This window comes from Microbacterium sufflavum, from assembly GCF_023101165.1.
GTDB classification, from domain to species: Bacteria; Actinomycetota; Actinomycetes; order Actinomycetales; family Microbacteriaceae; genus Microbacterium; species Microbacterium sufflavum.
In genome coordinates, this window is the sequence record NZ_CP078076.1 from 1,094,243 (window position 1) to 1,113,851 (window position 19,609).

22 protein-coding genes and 1 tRNA gene are annotated in these 19,609 nt (G+C 72.2%); 4 read left to right on the top strand and 19 right to left on the bottom strand.

Annotated features, from left to right (window positions below; translation table 11 throughout):
• Positions 1–3 precede the first annotated feature (3 nt).
• On the bottom strand, positions 4–519 hold the full coding sequence (locus KV394_RS05475; protein ID WP_247982490.1) for an FHA domain-containing protein FhaB/FipA: 516 nt from the start codon (positions 517–519) through the stop codon (positions 4–6).
• Positions 519–1,241: an FhaA domain-containing protein gene (locus KV394_RS05480; RefSeq protein ID WP_136035625.1), complete on the bottom strand. Its 723-nt coding sequence runs from the start codon at positions 1,239–1,241 to the stop codon at positions 519–521. Before KV394_RS05480 ends, KV394_RS05475 begins: the two co-directional genes overlap by 1 nt.
• A gap of 144 nt (positions 1,242–1,385) precedes the next feature.
• Here KV394_RS05480 and KV394_RS05485 point away from each other — a divergent pair.
• Positions 1,386–1,468, top strand: a tRNA-Leu gene (locus KV394_RS05485).
• Positions 1,469–1,540: 72 nt separating this feature from the next.
• On the opposite strand, the gene KV394_RS05490 is transcribed toward KV394_RS05485, so the two are convergent.
• The 15 genes from KV394_RS05490 to KV394_RS05560 all read right to left on the bottom strand — a co-directional run bounded on the left by KV394_RS05490 (position 1,541) and on the right by KV394_RS05560 (position 15,582).
• Complete coding sequence (locus KV394_RS05490) at positions 1,541–3,445, bottom strand: ABC transporter ATP-binding protein/permease (RefSeq protein WP_247982491.1); 1,905 nt, start codon at positions 3,443–3,445, stop codon at positions 1,541–1,543.
• Positions 3,445–4,614 (bottom strand): peptidoglycan-binding domain-containing protein, encoded by a 1,170-nt coding sequence (locus KV394_RS05495; RefSeq protein ID WP_247982492.1) that lies wholly within the window; start codon positions 4,612–4,614, stop codon positions 3,445–3,447. Before KV394_RS05495 ends, KV394_RS05490 begins: the two co-directional genes overlap by 1 nt.
• A gap of 7 nt (positions 4,615–4,621) precedes the next feature.
• On the bottom strand, positions 4,622–5,524 hold the full coding sequence (locus KV394_RS05500) for a hypothetical protein (protein WP_168387128.1): 903 nt from the start codon (positions 5,522–5,524) through the stop codon (positions 4,622–4,624).
• Between the two features lie 25 nt (positions 5,525–5,549).
• Complete coding sequence (locus tag KV394_RS05505; RefSeq protein WP_247982493.1) at positions 5,550–5,942, bottom strand: peptidase inhibitor family I36 protein; 393 nt, start codon at positions 5,940–5,942, stop codon at positions 5,550–5,552.
• Positions 5,943–6,204: 262 nt separating this feature from the next.
• Positions 6,205–7,194: a hypothetical protein gene (locus KV394_RS05510; RefSeq protein ID WP_247982494.1), complete on the bottom strand. Its 990-nt coding sequence runs from the start codon at positions 7,192–7,194 to the stop codon at positions 6,205–6,207.
• Positions 7,191–7,814, bottom strand: coding sequence for an RNA polymerase sigma factor (locus KV394_RS05515; protein ID WP_136044310.1), 624 nt, complete (start codon positions 7,812–7,814; stop codon positions 7,191–7,193). The genes KV394_RS05510 and KV394_RS05515 overlap by 4 nt, the downstream gene beginning before the upstream one ends.
• Before the next feature lie 49 nt (positions 7,815–7,863).
• Entirely contained in the window at positions 7,864–8,319 is a 456-nt protein-coding gene (locus tag KV394_RS05520; RefSeq protein WP_247982495.1) for a peptidase inhibitor family I36 protein, read from the bottom strand.
• Positions 8,320–8,454: 135 nt separating this feature from the next.
• The gene (locus tag KV394_RS05525) at positions 8,455–9,597 is read right to left on the bottom strand and encodes a calcium:proton antiporter (RefSeq protein ID WP_247982496.1); all 1,143 of its coding nucleotides are present in this window, start codon (positions 9,595–9,597) and stop codon (positions 8,455–8,457) included.
• 182 nt (positions 9,598–9,779) lie between these two features.
• Positions 9,780–10,709 (bottom strand): methyltransferase family protein, encoded by a 930-nt coding sequence (locus KV394_RS05530; protein ID WP_247982497.1) that lies wholly within the window; start codon positions 10,707–10,709, stop codon positions 9,780–9,782.
• A 45-nt stretch (positions 10,710–10,754) separates the two neighbouring features.
• Positions 10,755–11,558 (bottom strand): SDR family oxidoreductase, encoded by an 804-nt coding sequence (locus KV394_RS05535; RefSeq protein WP_136044313.1) that lies wholly within the window; start codon positions 11,556–11,558, stop codon positions 10,755–10,757.
• On the bottom strand, positions 11,555–12,028 hold the full coding sequence (locus KV394_RS05540; RefSeq protein WP_136036218.1) for a MarR family winged helix-turn-helix transcriptional regulator: 474 nt from the start codon (positions 12,026–12,028) through the stop codon (positions 11,555–11,557). The genes KV394_RS05535 and KV394_RS05540 overlap by 4 nt, the downstream gene beginning before the upstream one ends.
• A gap of 9 nt (positions 12,029–12,037) precedes the next feature.
• Positions 12,038–12,385 carry a hypothetical protein gene (locus KV394_RS05545; protein WP_247982498.1) on the bottom strand — a complete coding sequence of 116 codons (348 nt, stop codon included), beginning with the start codon at positions 12,383–12,385 and terminating at the stop codon, positions 12,038–12,040.
• A complete protein-coding gene (locus KV394_RS05550; RefSeq protein WP_247982499.1) occupies positions 12,382–12,648 on the bottom strand; it encodes a hypothetical protein in 267 nt (88 codons plus the stop codon). The genes KV394_RS05545 and KV394_RS05550 overlap by 4 nt, the downstream gene beginning before the upstream one ends.
• A gap of 240 nt (positions 12,649–12,888) precedes the next feature.
• Entirely contained in the window at positions 12,889–14,397 is a 1,509-nt protein-coding gene (locus KV394_RS05555) for a glycoside hydrolase family 3 N-terminal domain-containing protein (protein ID WP_247982500.1), read from the bottom strand.
• Between the two features lie 72 nt (positions 14,398–14,469).
• A complete protein-coding gene (locus KV394_RS05560) occupies positions 14,470–15,582 on the bottom strand; it encodes an aminotransferase class V-fold PLP-dependent enzyme (protein WP_247982501.1) in 1,113 nt (370 codons plus the stop codon).
• A gap of 186 nt (positions 15,583–15,768) precedes the next feature.
• Between KV394_RS05560 and KV394_RS17365 the strand changes: the two genes are divergently transcribed.
• Both KV394_RS17365 and KV394_RS05565 read left to right on the top strand, forming a co-directional pair.
• A complete protein-coding gene (locus tag KV394_RS17365; RefSeq protein ID WP_275089379.1) occupies positions 15,769–15,903 on the top strand; it encodes a hypothetical protein in 135 nt (44 codons plus the stop codon).
• Positions 15,904–16,055: 152 nt separating this feature from the next.
• The gene (locus KV394_RS05565; protein ID WP_247982502.1) at positions 16,056–16,388 is read left to right on the top strand and encodes a hypothetical protein; all 333 of its coding nucleotides are present in this window, start codon (positions 16,056–16,058) and stop codon (positions 16,386–16,388) included.
• 11 nt (positions 16,389–16,399) lie between these two features.
• Here KV394_RS05565 and KV394_RS05570 read toward each other — a convergent pair whose 3' ends face one another.
• Together KV394_RS05570 and KV394_RS05575 are read right to left on the bottom strand one after the other, a co-directional pair.
• The gene (locus KV394_RS05570; RefSeq protein ID WP_247982503.1) at positions 16,400–17,584 is read right to left on the bottom strand and encodes a zinc-dependent alcohol dehydrogenase; all 1,185 of its coding nucleotides are present in this window, start codon (positions 17,582–17,584) and stop codon (positions 16,400–16,402) included.
• Positions 17,585–17,685: 101 nt separating this feature from the next.
• The gene (locus tag KV394_RS05575) at positions 17,686–19,014 is read right to left on the bottom strand and encodes a cytochrome P450 (RefSeq protein WP_247982504.1); all 1,329 of its coding nucleotides are present in this window, start codon (positions 19,012–19,014) and stop codon (positions 17,686–17,688) included.
• A gap of 145 nt (positions 19,015–19,159) precedes the next feature.
• Between KV394_RS05575 and KV394_RS05580 the strand changes: the two genes are divergently transcribed.
• Entirely contained in the window at positions 19,160–19,597 is a 438-nt protein-coding gene (locus KV394_RS05580) for an SRPBCC family protein (protein ID WP_136036882.1), read from the top strand.
• Positions 19,598–19,609 lie beyond the last annotated feature (12 nt).

The window sequence follows — 19,609 nt, forward strand, 5'->3', positions numbered from 1 at the left end:
GCGTCAGGCCCTCAGCTCGAACGTCGTGGCGCCCACCTTGACGGGGGTGCCGAGGCTCAGGGCGACCGGTCCCCCGGTCACGCGCTGCCCGGCGACGAAGGTGCCGTTCGTGGAGTCGAGGTCCTGGATCGCCCACGTGTCCCCGCGCAGGAGGAGGCGGGCGTGGTGGCTGGAGGTGTAATCGTCGCGGATGACGAGGGCGGACTCGCTGGAGCGGCCGATCGTCATCGAGTCGGCGCCGAGCGGAAGCTCCAGCCCCGCCTTCGGCCCCGACGTGATGACCAGACGCTTCGCGGTCGCCACGGTCGCGGGGCCGGACGACGGGCGCGACGACGAGGAGGGCTTCGCGGGGGAGGTAGACGCGCCGGCGACCGGAGCGCCGGCGGCGGCCTCGGCGGGCAGCTTGCGCGCCTTGACCCCGAACAGGTCGGCGCGCAGGGAGTACACGACACCGAACACGAAGAACCACAGCAGGACGAGGAAGCCGATGCGGAGCAGGAGCAGGACGAGTTCACTCATCAGAAGGCTCCGAACGCCCTGGTCGCGTCGTCGCCCGGGCGCGGGGGGCGCGAGGGGGCGGCGACGGGGACGATGCGGAACACCAGGTCGGTGCGGCCGATCGTGATCGTGGTGTCGGAGGGCAGCGCGGCCTCGCGCAGCTTCTGGCCGTTCACCTTCGTGCCGTTCGTGGAGCCCATGTCGCGGAGCATGGCGCGCTCGCCGTCCCACAGGATCTCCGCGTGCTTGCGGCTCGAGCCCGCGTCGGCGATCGTGATGTCGGCGTCGGACCCTCGGCCGATCACCGTGCGAGCCCGGGTGAGCGCGTGGCGGCGGCCGTCGACGTCGACCACGGCCTGCCAGTCGACGCGGCCCTCGACCGTGCCGGAGTTGACGCGCACCGTGCCCGTCGCGACCTTCTCGTCGGCTTCGAGCGTGAGCGACAGCGGCCCGGCGAAGCTGTAGCCCTGGGACTTCGCGTGCGTCGTGAGCAGTGCGTGCAACTCGTCGGTGAGGGCGCCGCCGAGACCACGCATGCGGTCGGCGTCGTCGGGGCTCAACCGCACCACGTAGTTGTTGGGGGTGAGGATGCGGTCGCGGCTGACGACCGCGGCCTTCGTGTCGGCCTCGCGGCGCAGAGCCGAGGCGATCTCCACCGGCTGTATGCCGCTGCGGAAGGTCTTCGCGAACGCGCTGTTCACTGCGCGCTCGAGACCCTTCTCAAAGCTGTCAAGTAGTCCCACTGGGCTCCTCTGGCATGCCGACCGGTAGGGACATCGTAGCCAGGTGACCTGGGGGAACGCCGCCGCGGCCCCCCGGGGCGTGTGCAACGCGACCGAAAACGCGTGATATCCTCGGGAAGTTGAGTTCTTCGGAACGAGACACTCGCGCGAGTGGCGGAATGGTAGACGCGCTGGCTTCAGGTGCCAGTGTCCGTATGGACGTGGGGGTTCAAGTCCCCCCTCGCGCACAGCGAGACAGAAGGCCGGACCCGGGACGGGTGCCGGCCTTCGTCGTACCCCCTCCATCCGGTGAGTCGCGGTCACGAGCGCAGGGCCGCGTTCGGAAGGACCGCCCCGGCTCGCACGGCCCCGGCGATCGCGCCCAGACAGGCGATCGCGACACCGCCGCCCAAGGCGAGGAGCGCGAGTCGCACGTCGAACACCGGCGTCCACTGCCGCGCCAGCGTGACGGCCAGGATCGCCGACATCCCCAGGACCACCCCCACCAGCCCGCCGAGCACGCCGAGCAGCATCGACTCCGCCACCAGCATCGCACTCACGTGCAGCCGTCTGGCCCCCAGCGCTCGCCGCAGTCCGATCTCCGCGCGCCGCTCCGCGACCGAGCTCACCGTCGCCAGCACGATCGACAGCACGCCGCCGACCAGTGCCACGGCCGTGAGCACCGCCAGACTCATGCCGACGCTGGCCTCCACCTTCTCGCGGGTCGCACTCGGCGCCGGCGGCTGCGACACGTCGAAGCGCTCCGGCCGGAACGCATCCAACGCCACCGGGGCCTCCGCCGCGACCTGGCCGGCAGCACCCGCGCGCGTCACGAGGTAGCCCGACACCGAGCCGACGGGGGGTGCCGCGTCGGCCGCCGCGAGGATCATCGCCTTGCCCAGCAGATCCGTGCGCCGTGGCGACGACGACACGACCCCGGCCACCACGAACGTCTCCCCGTCGATGCTCACGGTGGGCGCCCGCTCGACCGGGCCGAGGCCCAGGTTCGCCGCGAGGTGCGTGCCCACCAGCACCTCGCCGGGACCGAGGGCGTCCGCCCCCTCCGCCCAGTCGACCTCGAGCCGCAGCGCGGCGACCGGATCACCGGCCGCCGCGAACACCCCCGTCTCGACCTCAGGCCGCGGCGCACCCACCCGCACCGCGTGGGTGCCGGAGTCTTCCACGACAGCGGCCGAGGTGACCCCGTTCAACTCCGTGAGCTCGGTCGCCGCAGCGTCGAGCGACGTCGTCAGCGTGGGCGACACCCCGTCGCCCGGCGCCTGCACCGCGACCTCCCGTGCGGCGACGGTGTCGAAATCGCTCGACACCTGCACGCTCGCGGACGACGCCAGCCCCAGTGTCGTCAGTGCGAGTGCCAGGGGGACCGCGAGGGCGGCGACCAGGGCCAGGGTGCGACCAGGGCGACTCGTCACGTTGCGCCAGGCGTCGCGAACGAGGTCGCCGAACCGCACGGTCGAGGCGCGGCCCGGGGGATGCGGTCCGCTGACGGGCGGGTGGCGGCGTGCGCCGTCCTCCCCCACGGGTGCACGCCGCGACCCATCGGACACCACCCGCCCGTCCGCCACCCGCACCCGCCGGTCCGCCCGCTCGGCGACCACAGCGGAATGCGTCACCACGATCAGGGTCGTGCCCGACCGCCGCACCTCGTCGAACAGCTCGAGCACCGCGGCACTGTTCTCCGAGTCCAGGTTTCCCGTCGGCTCGTCCGCCAGGAGGATCGGTGTCCGCGCCGCCATCGCCCGCGCGATCGCCACCCGCTGCCGCTGCCCGCCCGACAGCACGCCGGGACGGCTCTGCGCGAACTCCCCGAGCCCGACATCCTGCAGCGCGCGCAGCGCGAGCCCACGCCGCTCGTCGCGGTCCACGGCCCGATAGTGCAGCGGCAGCTCGACGTTCTCGACCACGGTGCGCCGGTCGAGCAGATGGAAGCTCTGGAAGATGTAGCCGAGCAGGTCCGATCGGGCCGCGGCAGCAGCACGATCGGAGAGCCCCGCCACATCGTCCCCGTCGATCAGGTAGCGGCCGGACGACGGACGGTCCAGGAGTCCGACGATTCCCTGCAGCGTCGACTTCCCCCCGCCGGACTCGCCCTCCACGGCCACGTACTCGCCCTGCGCGAAGACGACGTCCACCCCGTCGAGCGCCACGACCGGCGGCGTCGTCGGGAACACCCGCGAGACGCGGTCGAGCGACAGCGTCGGCACTACTGCACCCGCACTTCGTCGCCCGCGTCGAGCTCGCCGTCGTCGACCGCCGTCACCGCACTCGTGCCGTCCAGAGCCCCCCGCTCAGAGACCGCGACCTCGACGAACCCGCCCTCCCTCGCGACGAGCACGTAGCGGCTCTCCCCGCGCGACAGGACGGCGCGGGACGGCACGAGCAGCGACTCCTCCGCCACGATCTCCCGCGTGATGCTGACGAGCCCCTCTGCTCCGGCCTGCTGCGGGCGCTGGCTCGCGTCGGTGTACGCGAACAGCACGTCGAACGAGCTCTCGCCGTCCTCGTTCTCGACCTCGACGATGCGCAGCAGCGTGAGCGCGACCGTGGTCGAGCCCGTGAGCATCGTGGCCGACATCCCCTCCTCGAGTTGAGCGGCGACCGCCGGGACGACCGTCGCCTTGACCACGGTCTCTCCGGACGACGTCACCACGGCCGCCTTCTCGGGCAGCGCGCCGGTCGCCGGGATCGCCAGCACCGCGGCTGGAAGCTGCGGCACCACCAGAAACGCGGCAGCGGGCGCCGACACCACCTTCGTGGACGGAGGAGCCGGCGTCGCCGGGACCACCGGAGCGGCATCGCCGTCCGTGGCATCCGCCGCCGGGTCGACCAGGGGCACCGCGTAGCCGTTCGCCCGGAACAGTCCGGCCACCGCCTCCGCGGTCGCGCGTCCGAACGCACCGTCCGCCGTGAGCGCATAGCCCGCCGCGATCAGGCCGTTCTGCAGCTGGAGGACGTCGCGCCCCGTGTCGCCCGTCTTCATGTCGCGGAAGAAGGGGAACGACCCGGGCATCGCGAACAGGGGTTGGTTGTTCACCTCCAGCAGCAGCGTCCCCGCCGAGGCCTGCTGCCCCGGTGTGACGGGAGACAGCGTCACGCTCCCGCCGCCGTCCGGCGTCGGCACCGCGGTGGAGATCTCATCGACGTTGGCGACGGTGCCCTGGGCGTTGATCACATCGGCGAGCTGACCGCGGACCACCGTCGCGGTGATGAGGGAGGGATCGGGGGGCTGAGCGGCCGCGTCGATCTGCGCGGGAGACCGGAAGACGAGCGCCGCCGCCCATCCGCCGGCGAACAGGGCACCGGCAACCAGCACGGACGCCGTGATCAGGACGACGCGACGTGACCGGCGGGGGACGGCGGCCTCCTTCACCATCCGGCCGTCACTCCGCCGTCGCGAGCTCGGCGATCGTCGCGTCGATCTCCGCCGACACCGTGGCGACCTTCGCCCGCAGCGACTCGAAGGCCTCCGCGTTCTGCTCGTACGACGCGGCCTCCCGCTCCCACAGCGCGTCGTAGAACGCCTGCTGGAAGCCCGACGACTCCCGGCAATCCACATCCTCCAGCGCGAGCCGCACCTCCTCACGCGTGATGTCGCCCGTGCTCGGGTCGTCTCCGCTGAGGGGGCTCGTGGTGAACCGTTGCCGCACCGAGTCGGACGGCATGTCGATCGGAAGGGCGGGAAGATCCTCCACACCGAGGGGCACCATGCACTCGTTCCACCGATCGGCCGCTTCCCTCACGGCCGGGTCGGCCAGGGCGCCCTCGAACGCCGACCCGACGAACATGGAGGAGAAGTTCATCATGTCGGAGGAGTACCCGGGGATCCGCCCCTGCAGCTCGGCCGAGCACTCGTCGCTCACCGCGGCGGTCGCCGCATCGAGGTCGGCGGTGCGATACGCCTCCCACGGCAGCACCTCGAGGGGCAGCGCCTCCTGCGGGAGGTGGTATCCGTACGTGCTCGCGACCTCCTCGGTCAGCGCGGAACGCGTGGTCTCGCGGCCCTCGTAGGCGCTGTCGAAGTCGACGTACGGCACCGGCAGCGGCGTGCCCTTCTCCTCCAGGCATTCGGCGATCACGAGCGCACCCGCGTAGGCGGCCTTCTTGAGCATCTTGTCGGTCAGGACGTAGGGGTCCAGCGGCAGCGTCCACGCGGAGATGTTCTTCTCCACGCTGCCCGTCGGCGTCTGTTCGGCGGCGGGGGTGTCGGAGACGCAGCCGGTGGCGGCTGCGAGAGTCGCAGCCGCCACCAGCATCGCGCCGCCGAGACGAAGGTGTTTCGACACGGGTGAACGCTCCAGGGGTGAGGGGTCAGATGAACTTCGCCGACGCGGGATCCCACGTGACGCCGTACACGAGGCCCGAGTTGTTCTCGATGTTGCCGTCGCCCTGACCGGAGGGCGACAGCGGGGCGATGCACCAGCTGGCGCCCTGATAGTTGGCGCGGTCGTAGAAGCACGCCGTCGACGTGCGGCCGTTGTTGTACCAGGAGTCGGCCGTGTCCTTCACGCCGATGCCCGTGCCGGCGTACACGTAGCCGTCCATCGGGTTCGAGAAGTACTCGAACCAGTGCAGCGCGGCGTAGTTGCCGTTCGTGTTGTAGCTGGCGTCGTCCCACAGACAGGCTTTGCCGCGTCCGCAGTAGTCGGACGGGGCGGCGCTCGCGGCCGGGGCGACCATGAGCATGGCCGAGGCGGCAGCCACGGCGGAGAAGACGAGAGCCGCGACTCTGCGGCCCATTCCCGCGCGGCGGGTGGTGGATGAACGAGTCATATCGTGCCTTTCACAATCGATGGAAGAACTGCGGTGTCAGTCTTCATCGCTGCGGATCGGGCTTTGCGCGAGCGCCGATGTCCTTACCGCGAGCTTTCAGTGTGCGCGCGGATCGGGGCGTGCACGGGAAGCCCTTTTGCACGAGTGCCGTGTTCCTTACACGGCTTCTCCGGAGGGTCGCGACGGCCGCCTCTCAGCGCGCGGCATCCCACATCGTGTACGACACCACGCCGGCCGGCAGACCCTCCAGCGGCGCCACGAGCTCGCTCTCCACACCGACGATCCGGCCCGACTCGACGGAGATGAACGCGGTCTCCACCCGCTCGGGCACCACCAAGGACACCTGCACGCCGATCACGTCGCGCCCCAGGCGGTCGGTCGTCTCGCCCCGCACGGTCACGCCCCCTGCCTCGTCGAGCAGCTCCAGCAGCGCCGCGTGCTGGGCGTCCGTCAGCGTCCAGTACTGCAGCAAGCCGGTGATCGCGGCCAGCAGCTCCCCGGACGACGACGCCGACGTGGCCCCGAATGCACCGAGGGCCGCGTCGAGCTCGGCGCGCGAGCTTCCGGAGAGTCCGGCGACCGCGGTCGGCAGAGCGAACTCCTCCGGTGACAGGGCCACGGTGTCGATGAGCTCGCCGGGCGCGTACGGGCTCGCGGCGATGCCATCCGGACGCTCGCCGTCGGGCCAGTACGGCTCCCCCGCGACGATGGTCGAGACGGTCGGCTGACCGGGACCCCACTCCAGGGTGATCTCCTGGGGCACGACCTCGACGTGCTCGTCCGCCAGGTCGACGCTCCAGTTCCACGACACCGAGTGCACGACCGGGGCCTGCGCGACCGCGGCGTCGACCATCAGGGTGCGCTCCGCGTCGGCGAACACCTCCGCCGCGGTACCGGCTGCCGTGTAGTGCAGGGCGGGCGGGGTGAGCGCCACCGCGGGTTGCGTGGGCACCAGCACCGACACCGCGACGACCGTGGCAGCCGCGACGGCCGCTGTCGCCGTGACCACTCCGGCCCACACCAGGGCCGGGCGGCGGCGGCGCCTCTGCGGGCGGTAGTCGCCGCGGATGATGCCCTCGCGGATCGCGATCTCGGCCGCGGTGAGGCCGCTGTCGTCGGTCGTCCGCGGCGCCGGGTTCGCCGCACGGAACAGGCGGTCGAGCTCGGTGTCGGAGATGTTCATCGCGCCCGTCCCGTCTCGAGCTGGGCGCGCAGCTTGGTGCGTGCCCGCGTCAGGGTGGTCCACACGGCTCCGGGGCTGGTGTGCAGCGCCTCGGCCACCTCACCGGCGCTGAGCTCGTCCCAGTACGTGAGCACCACGACCTGCCGCTCCCTGGCGCTCAGCGACCGGAGGGCGCGCCGCAGCGCCAGTGCCTCCATCGGGTCGAGCGGCTCGGCCGGGTTGCCGAGCCCGCGCGTGAGCGCGTCGATGGCCCTGTCGCGGGACCGCGCACGCCGGCTGCGATCGCGCAGCTTGTTGTCGGCGGTGCGCAGGAACCACCGCAATCCCATGGGGCTCGCGGGGTCGAGTTTGCGCCAGGCGATCAGGAACACCTCGGCCGTGAGCTCCTCGACCTCCTCGGCGTCGTCGATGAAGCACTCCAGGTGGCGGTGGATGCGGGGCCAGTACTGGTCGAACAGCTGTCGGTACACCACCGCCTTCGTGCCGGCGCCGTCGTGCTCGGCCGCGCGCGACGTCGGCCGAACGCGGCCGGGCGCCACGCGCAGGAAGCCGGCGGCGTCGCCGGAACCGGGCGCCGCGACAGCGAGCGCGAGCGGGTGCGTGAACGTGAAGCGGAACATGCGCCCCTCCCTCACGCCGCGATCCGGTGTGAACAGGGTAGCGGCATGATCAGAACAGGCAACGGAGGTTCGTGACCGCCCCGACGACGTTCGCCGTGACCCCCGCGCCCGCCGACGCCAGCACCGTGCTCGCGGCATTGCGGGCCTGGACGGTCCCGGAGGAGCGGGCGTTGGCGATCGAGCGCACGGTGCTGAGGCCGGCGGTGCTGACGATCGAGCAGACGCTGAAGCTCAACCGCGTTCCGCCGCGGTTCGGCTCCGAGTAGGCGCAGTACTGTCCGGTCGCACAGCTGCCCACGGCCCGCTGGTATGGCGACGGGACGGTGAGTTGCATGCCGAGATCGGGCCACTCCGCGGTGTGCGCGTCCACGGCGACGCCCCCGGGGACGTGCTCGAGCGCGTAGACGACATCCGGGTGGAGACTCTCGTCGGCGTGGGCGGGGGCGAGCGATCCCCCCACGAGCAGCGCCGTCGCGGCGAGGGTGACAAGGAGCTTCGTCTTCATGCGGACCGTCCGGGTGTGGAGGAAGGGGTGTGTCCCTCCAATCTCGGGTGTCGCCGCCGTCCCCGTCGACCGCCGACCGCGCCTTGCCGCTCCGGGGAGTTCCTTGCACACTTCTTTCCGGCCGCGACCCCCCCGTCAGCTGAACAGGATGAGGACGTACACGGCGAAGGTCGCGAGGTGTGCGGCGCCGTGCATCGCCGTCACGCGCTTCGCGGAGAAGGTCGTGACCGACAGCAGCAGCGTGACGCCGAGCATCAGCAGGTTCGCGGGCGACTCGGCCAGCACCACCGTCTGCCCCGTGAGCATGCCGATCACCAGCACCGCGGGGATCGTGAGCCCCACGGTCGACACGAGCGCGCCGTGGCACAGATTCGTGACGCGTTGCGCCTCACCGTTCAGCGCGGCGCGCACGGCCGTGATCGACTCGGGCAGGAACACGATGCCCGCGATGAGGAGCCCCGCGAGGGCCACGGGCGCCCCGACCCTGGCGAGACCGTCGTCGAGCAGCGCGGCCATGTCGTGCGACAGCAGCACGATCGGCACCACCGTGACCACGAGCAGGATCAGGCGCGTCACGACCTCGGTGCGATGCGCGGCGAGCACCTGCCGGATGCCGGGGCGCGGCTCCTCCGTACGAGCCGCTGTCCGCCGTCGCTCGTCGACCTCCGTGAAGTCCTCCGCCTGCGCGCCCATCTGCCGGAACAGGAAGAACGCGTACAGCGCGAGGGTCAGCACGATGATCGGGATCTCCTGCCCCACCGTGTACGCGCCGTCGTCGCCGATGAGCCCGGGCAGAGCGATCCCGAGCGCCACGAGCACCACCAGCATCGCCAGGTACGACGACGTGCCGGTGCCGTTGTGCGCCATCCCGCGGTGACGCAGCCCGCCCAGCAGCAGCGCGAGCCCGATCACCAGGTTCAGGATGATCATCGACACGGCCATCACCGAGTCGCGGGCGATCGTGGCGTGCTCGCCGGGACCGAGCATGACCGCGGAGATCAGGATCACCTCGATCAGCACGATCGACAGGGTGAGCACGAGCGAGCCATAGGGGTCGCCCAGGCGGTGCGCGAGGGCCTCCGCCTGCTTCACCACGCCGAACGCGCACACCAGGATCACCGCGACGATGCCCACGAGCGCGATCACCAGCAGCGGACCAGGCACGGGTGGTGCGAGCAACGGGTGGGCGAGCAGCAGCGCCCCGAACGCACCCCAGCCGAGCACCACGCGGACCACATCGACGGGGGTGACCAGCTGCCTGATCGACGGTCGGCTCATGGTCGGCTCCTCGCCGGTCGGCCTCTCCCTGGACATGACGACTCCCTCATGAGTCAGTCGTCGTGTGCGGGTACTGCTCCCTCGTCCGCCGCCCCGGTGACCGGGGACACTCCCAGGGTAGCGGCGGAACCGCAACAGCACCTGTGCACGCGCGACCCACCGACGCGGCGGCCGTCGATCGGTCAGACGGTGATGCGCGGACGCCGCGGGATCCAGCAGGCCACGCGGTCGCGGTAGGCGCGGAAGTCGGCACCGAACCGCTCCTCCAGGTCGGCTTCCTCCAGTGGTCGCACGAGCGCGTTCCACACCAGCGACCCGCACAGGGCGTACAGCACCACGAGCCACGAGCCCGCCATCAGGCCGACCGCCATGCCCTGCGCGATGCCGCCGACCGCCATCGGGTTGCGCACGAAGCGGTAGGGACCGGCGACCACCAGCCGCCGGGGCATCGCCGAGGGCAGAGGTGTGCCCTCGCCCTGCACCGACATGGAGGCGGCCGACCACATCGACAGCGCGAACGCGAGCGCGAACAGCACCGCACCGGCGATGCGCACGGCCACGGGGAACGGCACGTGCAGCCCCCACCGGTGCTCGGCGACGACGATCACGGCGGGCAGGGCCACCAGGAACACGGCGGAGAACACGAGGATCTGCACGGCCGTGCGGGACAGATGCGCCACGGGCCGGGCGGTCGCCGCGAGCCGGAACCGGAACGGCCCCCGCAGCAGCCACTCGGACGGAACCCGGCCGGTGAGCACGAGCACGGCGGCGCCGATCGACCCCAGCGCCGCGGCCGCCATGAGCAGCGCGCCCCATCCGGCCGCGCCCGTGACGGTGGCGTACAGCGCCATGCCGGCCGCGACCAGGGTCGTCCAGCCGGTGGTCGACCACACCGCGGCGCGCAGTCCCGCTGCCGCGAGGGCCGACCCGAGCACGAACAGCGGGATGTCGAGCAGCGCGACGAGCGGCGCGTCGAGAGAGCCGAGGGTCGCGGTGCGGATGCCGGGCGACACGAACACCGCGATCCACCACGCGGCGCCGGCGAGGGCCTGCGCTCCGAAGAACAGACGACCCCAGGAGCGCGGCGACATCCGGCGCCACAACTCCCCCATGCGGTCAGTCTAGGTCAGGCCGCGGCTCCCGCCGGCGGTGTCGCGTCAGCTCTGCGGGGCGTCGTTCCACGACCAGATGTCGTCGCCGCGCAGCACCGCGTCGGCCCCGCCGTCGCAGTAGATCGTCTGACCGGCCATGTGCGTGTTCGCCGGGCTGGTCAGCCACACCAGCAGTTCTGCGATGGACGACGCCGGCTGGTGGTAGTTGAGCGGCATCGGCACGGCGGCGTCCACCTGCGCCAGGCCCTCGGGCGACCCGAGCAGACCGGCGGTCATGGCGGTGATCACGGTGCCGGGGGCGACGGCGTTGAGGGGGATGCCGGCTCCGGCCCACGCGGGCGTCACCGACTCGCGGCGCACCCACCGCGACACCGCGCGCTTGCTCGACGAGTAGTTGAGGAACCCGCCCTCGGGGGTCGCGGCGAGCCGGTCGCCGATCTCCAGCGCGCGGGCCTCGTCACCAGCCAGGGCGGCGTCGACGAGCTCGGCGGACACCGGCTGCAGCGACGCCATCGACGACACCACGGCCGCACGCGGAGTGTCGGCCAGGCTGAGCGTGGGGCGCAGGGCCTCCAGGAACTCGGTCACGCCGAAGAAGTTGATCGCCATGGTCTTCGCGATGGGGGCGGCGATGCCGGCGCACGCGATCACGGCGTCGATGCTGCCGTCCGCGGCTTCGATCGCGGCTTCCGCGGCGGCGATGCGGCCGTCGTGCGTGGAGAGGTCGCCCGCCACTTCGGCGCCGGCGAGGTCCACACCGATGACGGTGTGCCCCTGGGCGCGCAGCAGCGAGGTGGTGGCGGCTCCGATTCCGGATGCCGAGCCGGTGACGACGTAGGTGCGGGTCATGATGATTCCTCCTGGATGGACGGTGCCGACGGCGTGCCGGCGAGGGCGAAGACGAAGCGCGTGAGCTGGTGCCGGAACGCGGAGATCTCGTCCGCGTCCCAGCCGGCGAGGGCGTCTGCCACCAGGCGGTGACCGGCGTCGACCAGGCGTGCGTAGGCCTGCTCGCCGGCGGGTGCGAGGCGCACCTCGACCGTGCGACCGGTGCGGATCGGGTCGACCACGCCCTGCGCGGCCATGCGGGCGACGAGCTTCGACGTGGTCGGGCGCGACATCGAGGCGTGCTCGGCGAGGGCACCGAACCCCAGCGCTCCCCCGTGCAGCCCGAGCAGGTACACCGCGCGGATGGCGGTGGGGTCGAGGGCGACGCCGACGCTCTCGGCCACCTGGGCCTGCACGTCGCTCTCGCTCCACGCCGACACCACGTTCACGAGGGCGACGTGGATGTCGGCGATGCTCTGGGCGTTCGCCATGCCCTCAGTCTACGCCTTTTGTTGCTTGAGGCAACTGTTCTCCGTCACGTACCCGGTCGAGCCCGAGTCGTCCACCAGCACATACGGCACCACATCAGCGGAGATCCCGCGTCCACGACGCCAGTGCCGCTCCCGGCCGTCGCCGTACTCCAGCACGATCGCGCTCGGCACAGCACCGGCGGGAGCCACCACGTAGGAGCTGCCGCCGAGACCCGACGACCGCAGTTGCACCACGATCCCGCCGTCGTTCGGTCGCGGAGGTGTCGTGTGCAGATCCATCGGGGTCACCGGCAGTGCGTACTCGCCGCGCACCTGCAGCACCGCTGCGCCGGCGGCGCGCGGGCCCAGCGGCCTCACTCCGCCGCTCCGATGCGCGCAGCCCAGGCGGCCGTGTCCCGCACGCCACGGGCGTCGAGGTAGGCGCGCACCGTGTCGCGCACGAGCCGGATCTCAGCCTCGTTGCCCATCGCGGCCTGCATCGTGCCGACGTCCGGGGTCGGCTTGCCGTCGATGCGCTCGAGCGCCTCCCACACGATGTCCTCGCGGGCGCGGCGTCCCAGAGCGTGCGGCATCGAGGTGAAGCGGATGCCGGGCCGGGCGGCGGGTCGTGACTCTTTCATGCGTGTTCCTCTCTCGTCCGGAGGGCAGGCTCGCGCGGAGGGGCCGGCGGCCCCTGGCGGCGCGCACGCCGGAGCGGGGGTCTCGCCCCCTGTGCGGTCGTGCGGTTCTGCGGCCCGCGGTGCTCCCCTGATCACCGTCGAGTGCGGCGCGGGAGCCTCGGTCTGGCCGTCCGGTTCCCTCCGACCGTAGCACGTTGTTTTGAGTCATTCAAAACAACCTATACCGAGCGATGTGTCGTCTCAGGCGCTTCCGGACAACACCCGAGCGACGTACACCGCCGACGCACGCGACGCCCCGAGCGCCAGCACCGCCCGACCCGCGCGCACATCACCCTCTGCGGGCCACCCCGCGTACACGACCACGGCGTCGGGGCGCAAGGCGAGCACCGCCTCCTGCACGGCCGCCTCGAACGGACTGCTCTGCGGCTGATTCACCAGCAGCACCACCTCCTCCGTCCGGTCCGCGGCGACCGCGGCCGCCCGTGCGGCAGCCGCCGTCGCATCGAGTCCGGCGAGCGATACGCGCTCCACCGGCATCCGCTCGCGCAGCGCCACGGTGAAGAAGTCCGACGCCTCCCCCACCGCGACACTGCGCTTCGTGCGGGCGTCGACCACCGTGGCCGACGCACTGCCGAGGCGCACATCACCGACCACCGTGGCCGCGCGGGCGACGAGGTCTGCGCCCTCGAAGGCCGCCGGGCGCTCGGCGTCGTCCCCGTGGTCGCGGCGCCAGGCCGAGAGCTCGGCGAGCCGCGCCGCCGCCTCCTCCGCGCGCGCGACAGGCAACGCGCCCGACCGCAGCGCCTCGTACACGGCGTGCAGCACCTCCTCGAACTCGACCTGGTCGGTGCGCTCGCCGCCGACCTGCGGGTTGAGGGCGGGGTTGCCGATGCACACGAGGTCTGCGCCCGCGGCGAGGGCCCCGACCGCGCCGGGCCCCGAGCCGACCGTGCCGCGGATCGCCGCCATGTCGACCGCGTCGGTGATGAGCACCCCGTCGAAGCCCAGGTCGCGGGCCAGGCGCAGGCTCGTCGGGTTGAGGGTCGCCGGTGCGTCGCCGAGCGCGGGCACGCGGATGTGCGCCGTCATGAGGGTCTTCGCGCCCGCCTCGATCGCGGCGCGGAACGGCGGCAGATGCACGGCGTGCAGCTGTTCGAGCGTCACATCGGCGGTCGCCGGCGCCAGGTGCGAGTCGGTGACGGTGTCGCCGTGACCGGGGAAGTGCTTGGGGCACGCGGCGACCCCGGCGGACTGGATCCCCCGGACGGCCGCGGCGGCATGGCGGGCGACGACGTCGGGGTCGGCGCCGAACGAGCGGACGCCGATCACGGGGTTGCGCGGGTCGGCGTTGACGTCGACGGTCGGCGCCAGGTCGACGTCGATGCCCGCGGAGGCCACGAGCCGCCCGGTCCAGGCGGCGACGCGCTCGGTGAGGTCGATGTCGTCGAGGCGGCCGAGCACCGCGTTGCCGGGCGTCGATGAGCCCGCGGCCGCTTCCAGGCGCGTGACGATGCCGCCCTCCTCGTCCACGCCGATCAGCGCTTCGGGGTGTCGTCCGTGGATCTCCGCCGAGAGCGCGCGCGGCTGATCCGGGTCGGCGGGATCGAGGTTCTGCGCGAAGTACACGACGCCGGCGAGACCGTGGTCGAGCGCTCGCCGGAGCCAGTCGGGGGCGGTGTGTCCGGCGAATCCGGGCCACAGCAGGCTGTGGGCGAGGCGGCTCAGGGCGGGGTCGCGCAGCGCGGGCATGAGCATCTCTCGGTCGAGGGCGGCCTGTTCACGACGAAACTAAACTACGAACGCACGACCGTCAATGAAAATTCATGACACCAAGGCGCACGCCCGGATGACCGCCTGCACCACCACCGGCACCTGCTCCGGCGTGAGGCACTGCGGATTCAGTGCGATCTCGTCGCCATCCACCCCCACCGCGACCGCGGGATCGCCGGAGCGCAGACGCTCCGCAACCGCCGCGGCCGTCGCGTGCAGCGGCCGTACGTAGGCGCGCGGGATCGAGGCGGGCTGGATGCCGGGGCGCTCCAGCACGTGGCGGCGCACGCGCAGATCCGCGCACCCCGCGAGCCCCGCGACCAGCTTCGACACCATCCGCTCCCGGGCTGCCTGCTCCGCGGCCTCATCCCGCCGAGCGAACAGCTCGACCGCCGCCACCAGCCCCACGATCGTCTCCTTGTCGGTCTTCATCCCCCGGGCGACACCGTGGTGCGGATAGGCGACGGCCGCGCACGCGGCCACCAGCTCGCGCCGACCGAGGATCATCCCCGACGACTGCGGTCCGCGGACCTCCTTGCCACCGCTGAGCACCACGAGGTCGGCACCCTCGTCGAGCATCTGCCGCACCAGCGCCCGCGGCGGCACCTCGGCGGCGGCGTCCACCACCAGCGGGATGCCGTGCTCGTGCAGCACCGCGGCGACCTCCGCGAGCGGCGGCGAGCCGGGCAGCGACCGGGCCTCCGCCATCCACAGCAGGAGCGCGGTCCGGTCGCTGAGGGCACGGCGCAGCTCCTCCACGCTCGCCCCCGTCGCGTCCTCCACCTCGACCACGCGGGCACCCGCGACCGCCACCGCCGTGTCGTAGCGGTTGCGATGGCCGCGCAGCATCAGGCACTCGTCCGGCAGTCCGGAGGCGCGCGGCAGCCGGGCGCGCAGCTCCGGGTGGTCGCGGGTCATCGCGGCGGCCGTGGCGACCGTGAGCCCCGCGGCCGCTCCCGCGGTGACACAGGCGGCCTCCACATCGAGCGCGGCGGCGATGCGTTCCCCCGCCCGAGCTTGGAGGGCGTGCAGGTCGACGAAGGCCCCGGCGGCCTCGCGCATCGCGTCGAGCACCTCGGGCGCCAGGAGCGAGCCGCCGACTGCGGTCACCGTGCCCCACGCGTTGATCAGCGGTCGAAGTCCCAGGTCGCGGTAGACGCTCATGAGCGCACACGCTAGCGCCTCGATCGCTTCCGGCGGCCGTGCCGTCACCCCGACCGCTCCCTCGCGAGACGCCGTTCCCGACCGGCCGGCGGCGACGGTTTTTTTGCCGCTCAGCAGGAAATTTGACTTCTATGCCGTTCCGGGTATGGTCAGGGGTTACGCCAGCCACGAAAAGGGGAAGCGCACATGTCCGGAAAGTCCACCCAGGGTCGAGCGAGCAAGAAGGCACCCCAGCTCTCGCTCAAGGAGAAGCGGGCCGCCAAGAAGGCCAAGAACGCTCCAGACGAGTTCCTCAAGCCCCGCAAGGGCGCGAAGGGCTGAGGACTCCCCGGACGGCGGCATCGCGGCGGACGCTGCGGATGCGCGTCCGAGAGGTGCGCCGGATACCCGCGCGACGAGGTGCTGTCAACGGCCCTCCCCTCGTGCGGCAACCGGCGCACCCTGGACGTCTCATCCGACGAGAGGAGCACGCCATGGCGCACGACGAGGGCCACCTGAACGATCCGGAGCGCATGCAGCCGGAGGAGGAGGATCGCGTCGAGTCCGGCGCGGAGCCCACCGACCCCACGTATCCGTCCCCCGATGCCGGGTCCACTCGACCCGGTGCCGGTCCGATCTCGGAGCACCTCGCCGAGCGGGGCGGGGACGACACCGACCTCATCGAGAACGTGCCGGCGGGCGGTGCGGGGGCCGACGCGGGCGCCGGGCAGGCCGCCCGCGTGGATCCGTCATCCGACGCCTCGGTGCCGGACGAGTCTGAGCACAACGACGAGCCCGGCATCGGCACTCGTCGCGCGGAGGACTGAACACCCCACGGTCACACCGTGGACGGATGCAGCACGACCTTGATGCAGCCGTCCTCCTTCTGCTGGAACGTGCGGTACAGGTCGGGTGCGTCGTCGAGCGGGGCGTGATGCGTGGTGAGGTCCATCACGCCGAGCGGATCGGCGGCGTCCTCCACGAGCGGCAGCAGGTCGTCGATCCAGTTCTTGACGTTGCACTGCCCCATCCGCAGCGTGACCTGCTTGTCGAACATCGTCTTCATCGGCAGGATGTCGGCGTCACCCGCATAGACGCCGCTCAGCGACACGGTCCCGCCCCGTCGCACCGCGTCGATCGAGGCGTAGACCGCGGCGAGGCGGTCGATCCCCGCCTTGTCGAGCAGCTGTCGCGCGGCGGGATCGGGCAGCAGCCCCACGGCCTTCTGCACGAACTCGATGCCGCTGTTCCCGTGGGCTTCGAGCCCCACCGCGTCGACCACGGAGTCGGCCCCGCGGCCCTCGGTGGTGTCGCGAATCTCGGCGACGACGGTGTCGGTGAGGTCGAGCGTCTCGATGCCGTGCCGTTCGGCCATGGCCCGCCGTTCGGGCACCGGGTCGACGGCGATGACGCGGTGCCCGCGGTGACGGCCCACCCTGGCGACGAACTGCCCGACCGGGCCGAGGCCCATCACGGCGAGGGTGCCGCCTTCCGGCACCTGCGCGTACTCCACGCCCTGCCACGCGGTGGGGAGGATGTCGCTGAGGAACAGGTAGCGCTCGTCGGGAAGGTCGGGCGCGACCTTGATGTGGTTGTAGTCCGCAAGCGGTACCCGCAGGTACTCCGCCTGTCCGCCCGGCACCTGGCCGTAGAGCTTGGTGTAGCCGAACAGGGCTGCTCCGCTGCCGTACTCGCGCACCTGCGTGGTCTCGCACTGCGACTGCAGGCCGCGACGGCAGAAGAAGCACTCCCCGCACGCGATGTTGAACGGGATGACGACCCGGTCTCCGGGCTGCAGCGAGGTGACGTTCGCGCCCACGTCGACCACCACACCCATGGGCTCGTGCCCGAGGATGTCGCCGCGATCCAGGAATGGACCGAGCAGCTCGTACAGATGCAGGTCGGAGCCGCAGATCGCCGATGAGGTGATGCGGATGATCGCGTCCTCTGGCTGCTGGATCTGCGGGTCGGGGACCTCCTCGACCGTCACCGTGCGCTTGCCCTGCCAGGTCAGTGCCTTCATGATGTCCTCCGCTCCGGTCGACTGTGGTCGTCCCAGCCTCCGCGTCGCCGGTCGGTGTGAACACCCGGTTGACAGGTGCCGTGGCGCATGCGATCCCGCGCTCAGTGGAAGGGGCAGCCGCGGCCGGAGCCGGCCGCGCGCACCCGTCCGCCGGACGCGGGCTTGGTGGGCAGCCGTCGTCGGTTCACCGCGAGGCCCTCGTCGAGCACGCGCAGCCGCGGGTCGCTGAGCACCGCGATCGCAGCCGTGAGTCCCGCGACCACGAGCTTCTCGCCGGGGCAGCGGTGTCCCGAGGCGACGTCGGCTCCGCCCTGCGGGATGAACGTCTTCACCTCTTCGTGGTCAGTCACGTCGGTGAAGCGCTCCGGGGCGAAGCGGTGCGCGTGCGCCCACGACTGCTCGTCGGTGTCGGTGCCGAGGATGTCGAGCACCACGCGACCGCCCTTCGGCACGCGCACGCCGTCGATCTCGATGTCGGTGAGCGCACGCCCCGGGAGCATCGGCACGAACAGTCCCGTGCGCCGCACCTCCTGCGCGAACCGGGTGGCGAGAGCGCCGCTCACGAGAGCCTGCCGTTCCGCGGTCTCGGCCGCGATGCGGGCGCGCCAGTCCGGGTGGTCGTGGAGCTGCTTCGCCGCGAACGCCACGAACCGGGCGGCGGCGATCATCGGCCGGATGCTGTTCTGCAGTTCGATGCCCGCGGTCCTGGCGGGAAGCAGGGTGCCGTCGGCGCTGCGGTGCGCGGCCCACAGCGCGAGCGCGGTGCCCTCGGGAGCCGCGAGCGTTCCGGCGCGGACGGCCTCGATGAGGCGCTGAGCGTGCCGGTCGGACCACATCCGGTTCGCGGTCGCGGCGAGGTAGGCGGGCGAGTACGGCGCGCCGAACCCGTCGACGATCTGGGCCAGCCGAGCGGCCCAGCGCGTCTTCGCGGCGGGCGTCCCCGGAAGGCCCGCCCAGCCCATGATCGCGCGTCCGAACGCCCTGACGGCCGCGTCATAGGCGCTGCGGGTGCCGCCGTCGAGCCAGGCGTCGCGCTCCCGCGCCCACTCCCGCTCGAGCCAGGGCGTGAGCCGCGCGACCTGCTCGTCCTCGTAGGCGACCGCGACGAACGTCGCCTTGCGGTGACGGTGGGCGTCGCCGTCGAGGCTGTGGACGGAGCCGTGCCCGAACAGCGTCTCTTGCACGATCGCGGGCATCGCGCCGTGCCGGGCGATGCGACTCTCGTCGTAGAACAGGTCGATGCCCTCGGCGCCGCGGACGAGGGCGGCCTCGTCGCCGAGCAGGCGCATCGGGGCAGACCGGGCGCCCGGTCGTGCACGCCGCCAGATGCGGGCTCCGAAGTCGTAGCCGCGGGTCAGGAGGAACGGGGAGTCGTCGCGCACGATCGTCTCGACGCCGTGCGAGGTCCGGCCGGTGAGTCTGTGGAGCATGACCCGACCCTCGCAGCGCGGGGACCGGTCCTCCAGGGGGGAGCGTTCGGCGATGGACTGTGCTAGCGGTGAGGGGACGACCCTTGTCAAGCGCCTGTGCAGGCGGTGTGCGCGCCCGTCACACTGGCGGCGGAACGGAGGAACCATGGCGACGAACACCCGAGACCTGGCGTGCACCACCGAAGACGTGTTCCGTGTGCTGGCGGACGGCTGGCTGTACCCCGCGTGGGTCGTCGGAGCGTCGCGCATGCGCGATGTCGACGCGGCCTGGCCCGCTCCGGGCGCGCAGCTGCACCATTCGGTCGGCGTGTGGCCCGCGCTGCTCGACGACACGACCGAACTGCTGCAGTGGCATCCGCCGCACCGGGCGGTGCTGCGTGCGCGCGGCTGGCCGGTCGGCGAGGCGCAGGTCACCCTGCGGGCGAGGTCGACGGCGACCGGCTGCCAGGTGCGTATCGACGAGGAACCCGTGAAGGGCCCGGCGACCCTGCTCCCCCGTTTCCTGACCGCACCGATCCTGCGGTGGCGCAACGCCGAGACGCTGCATCGGCTGGCCTATCTGGCCGAAGGGCGTGCCGGGTGATCGGTAGCGCGG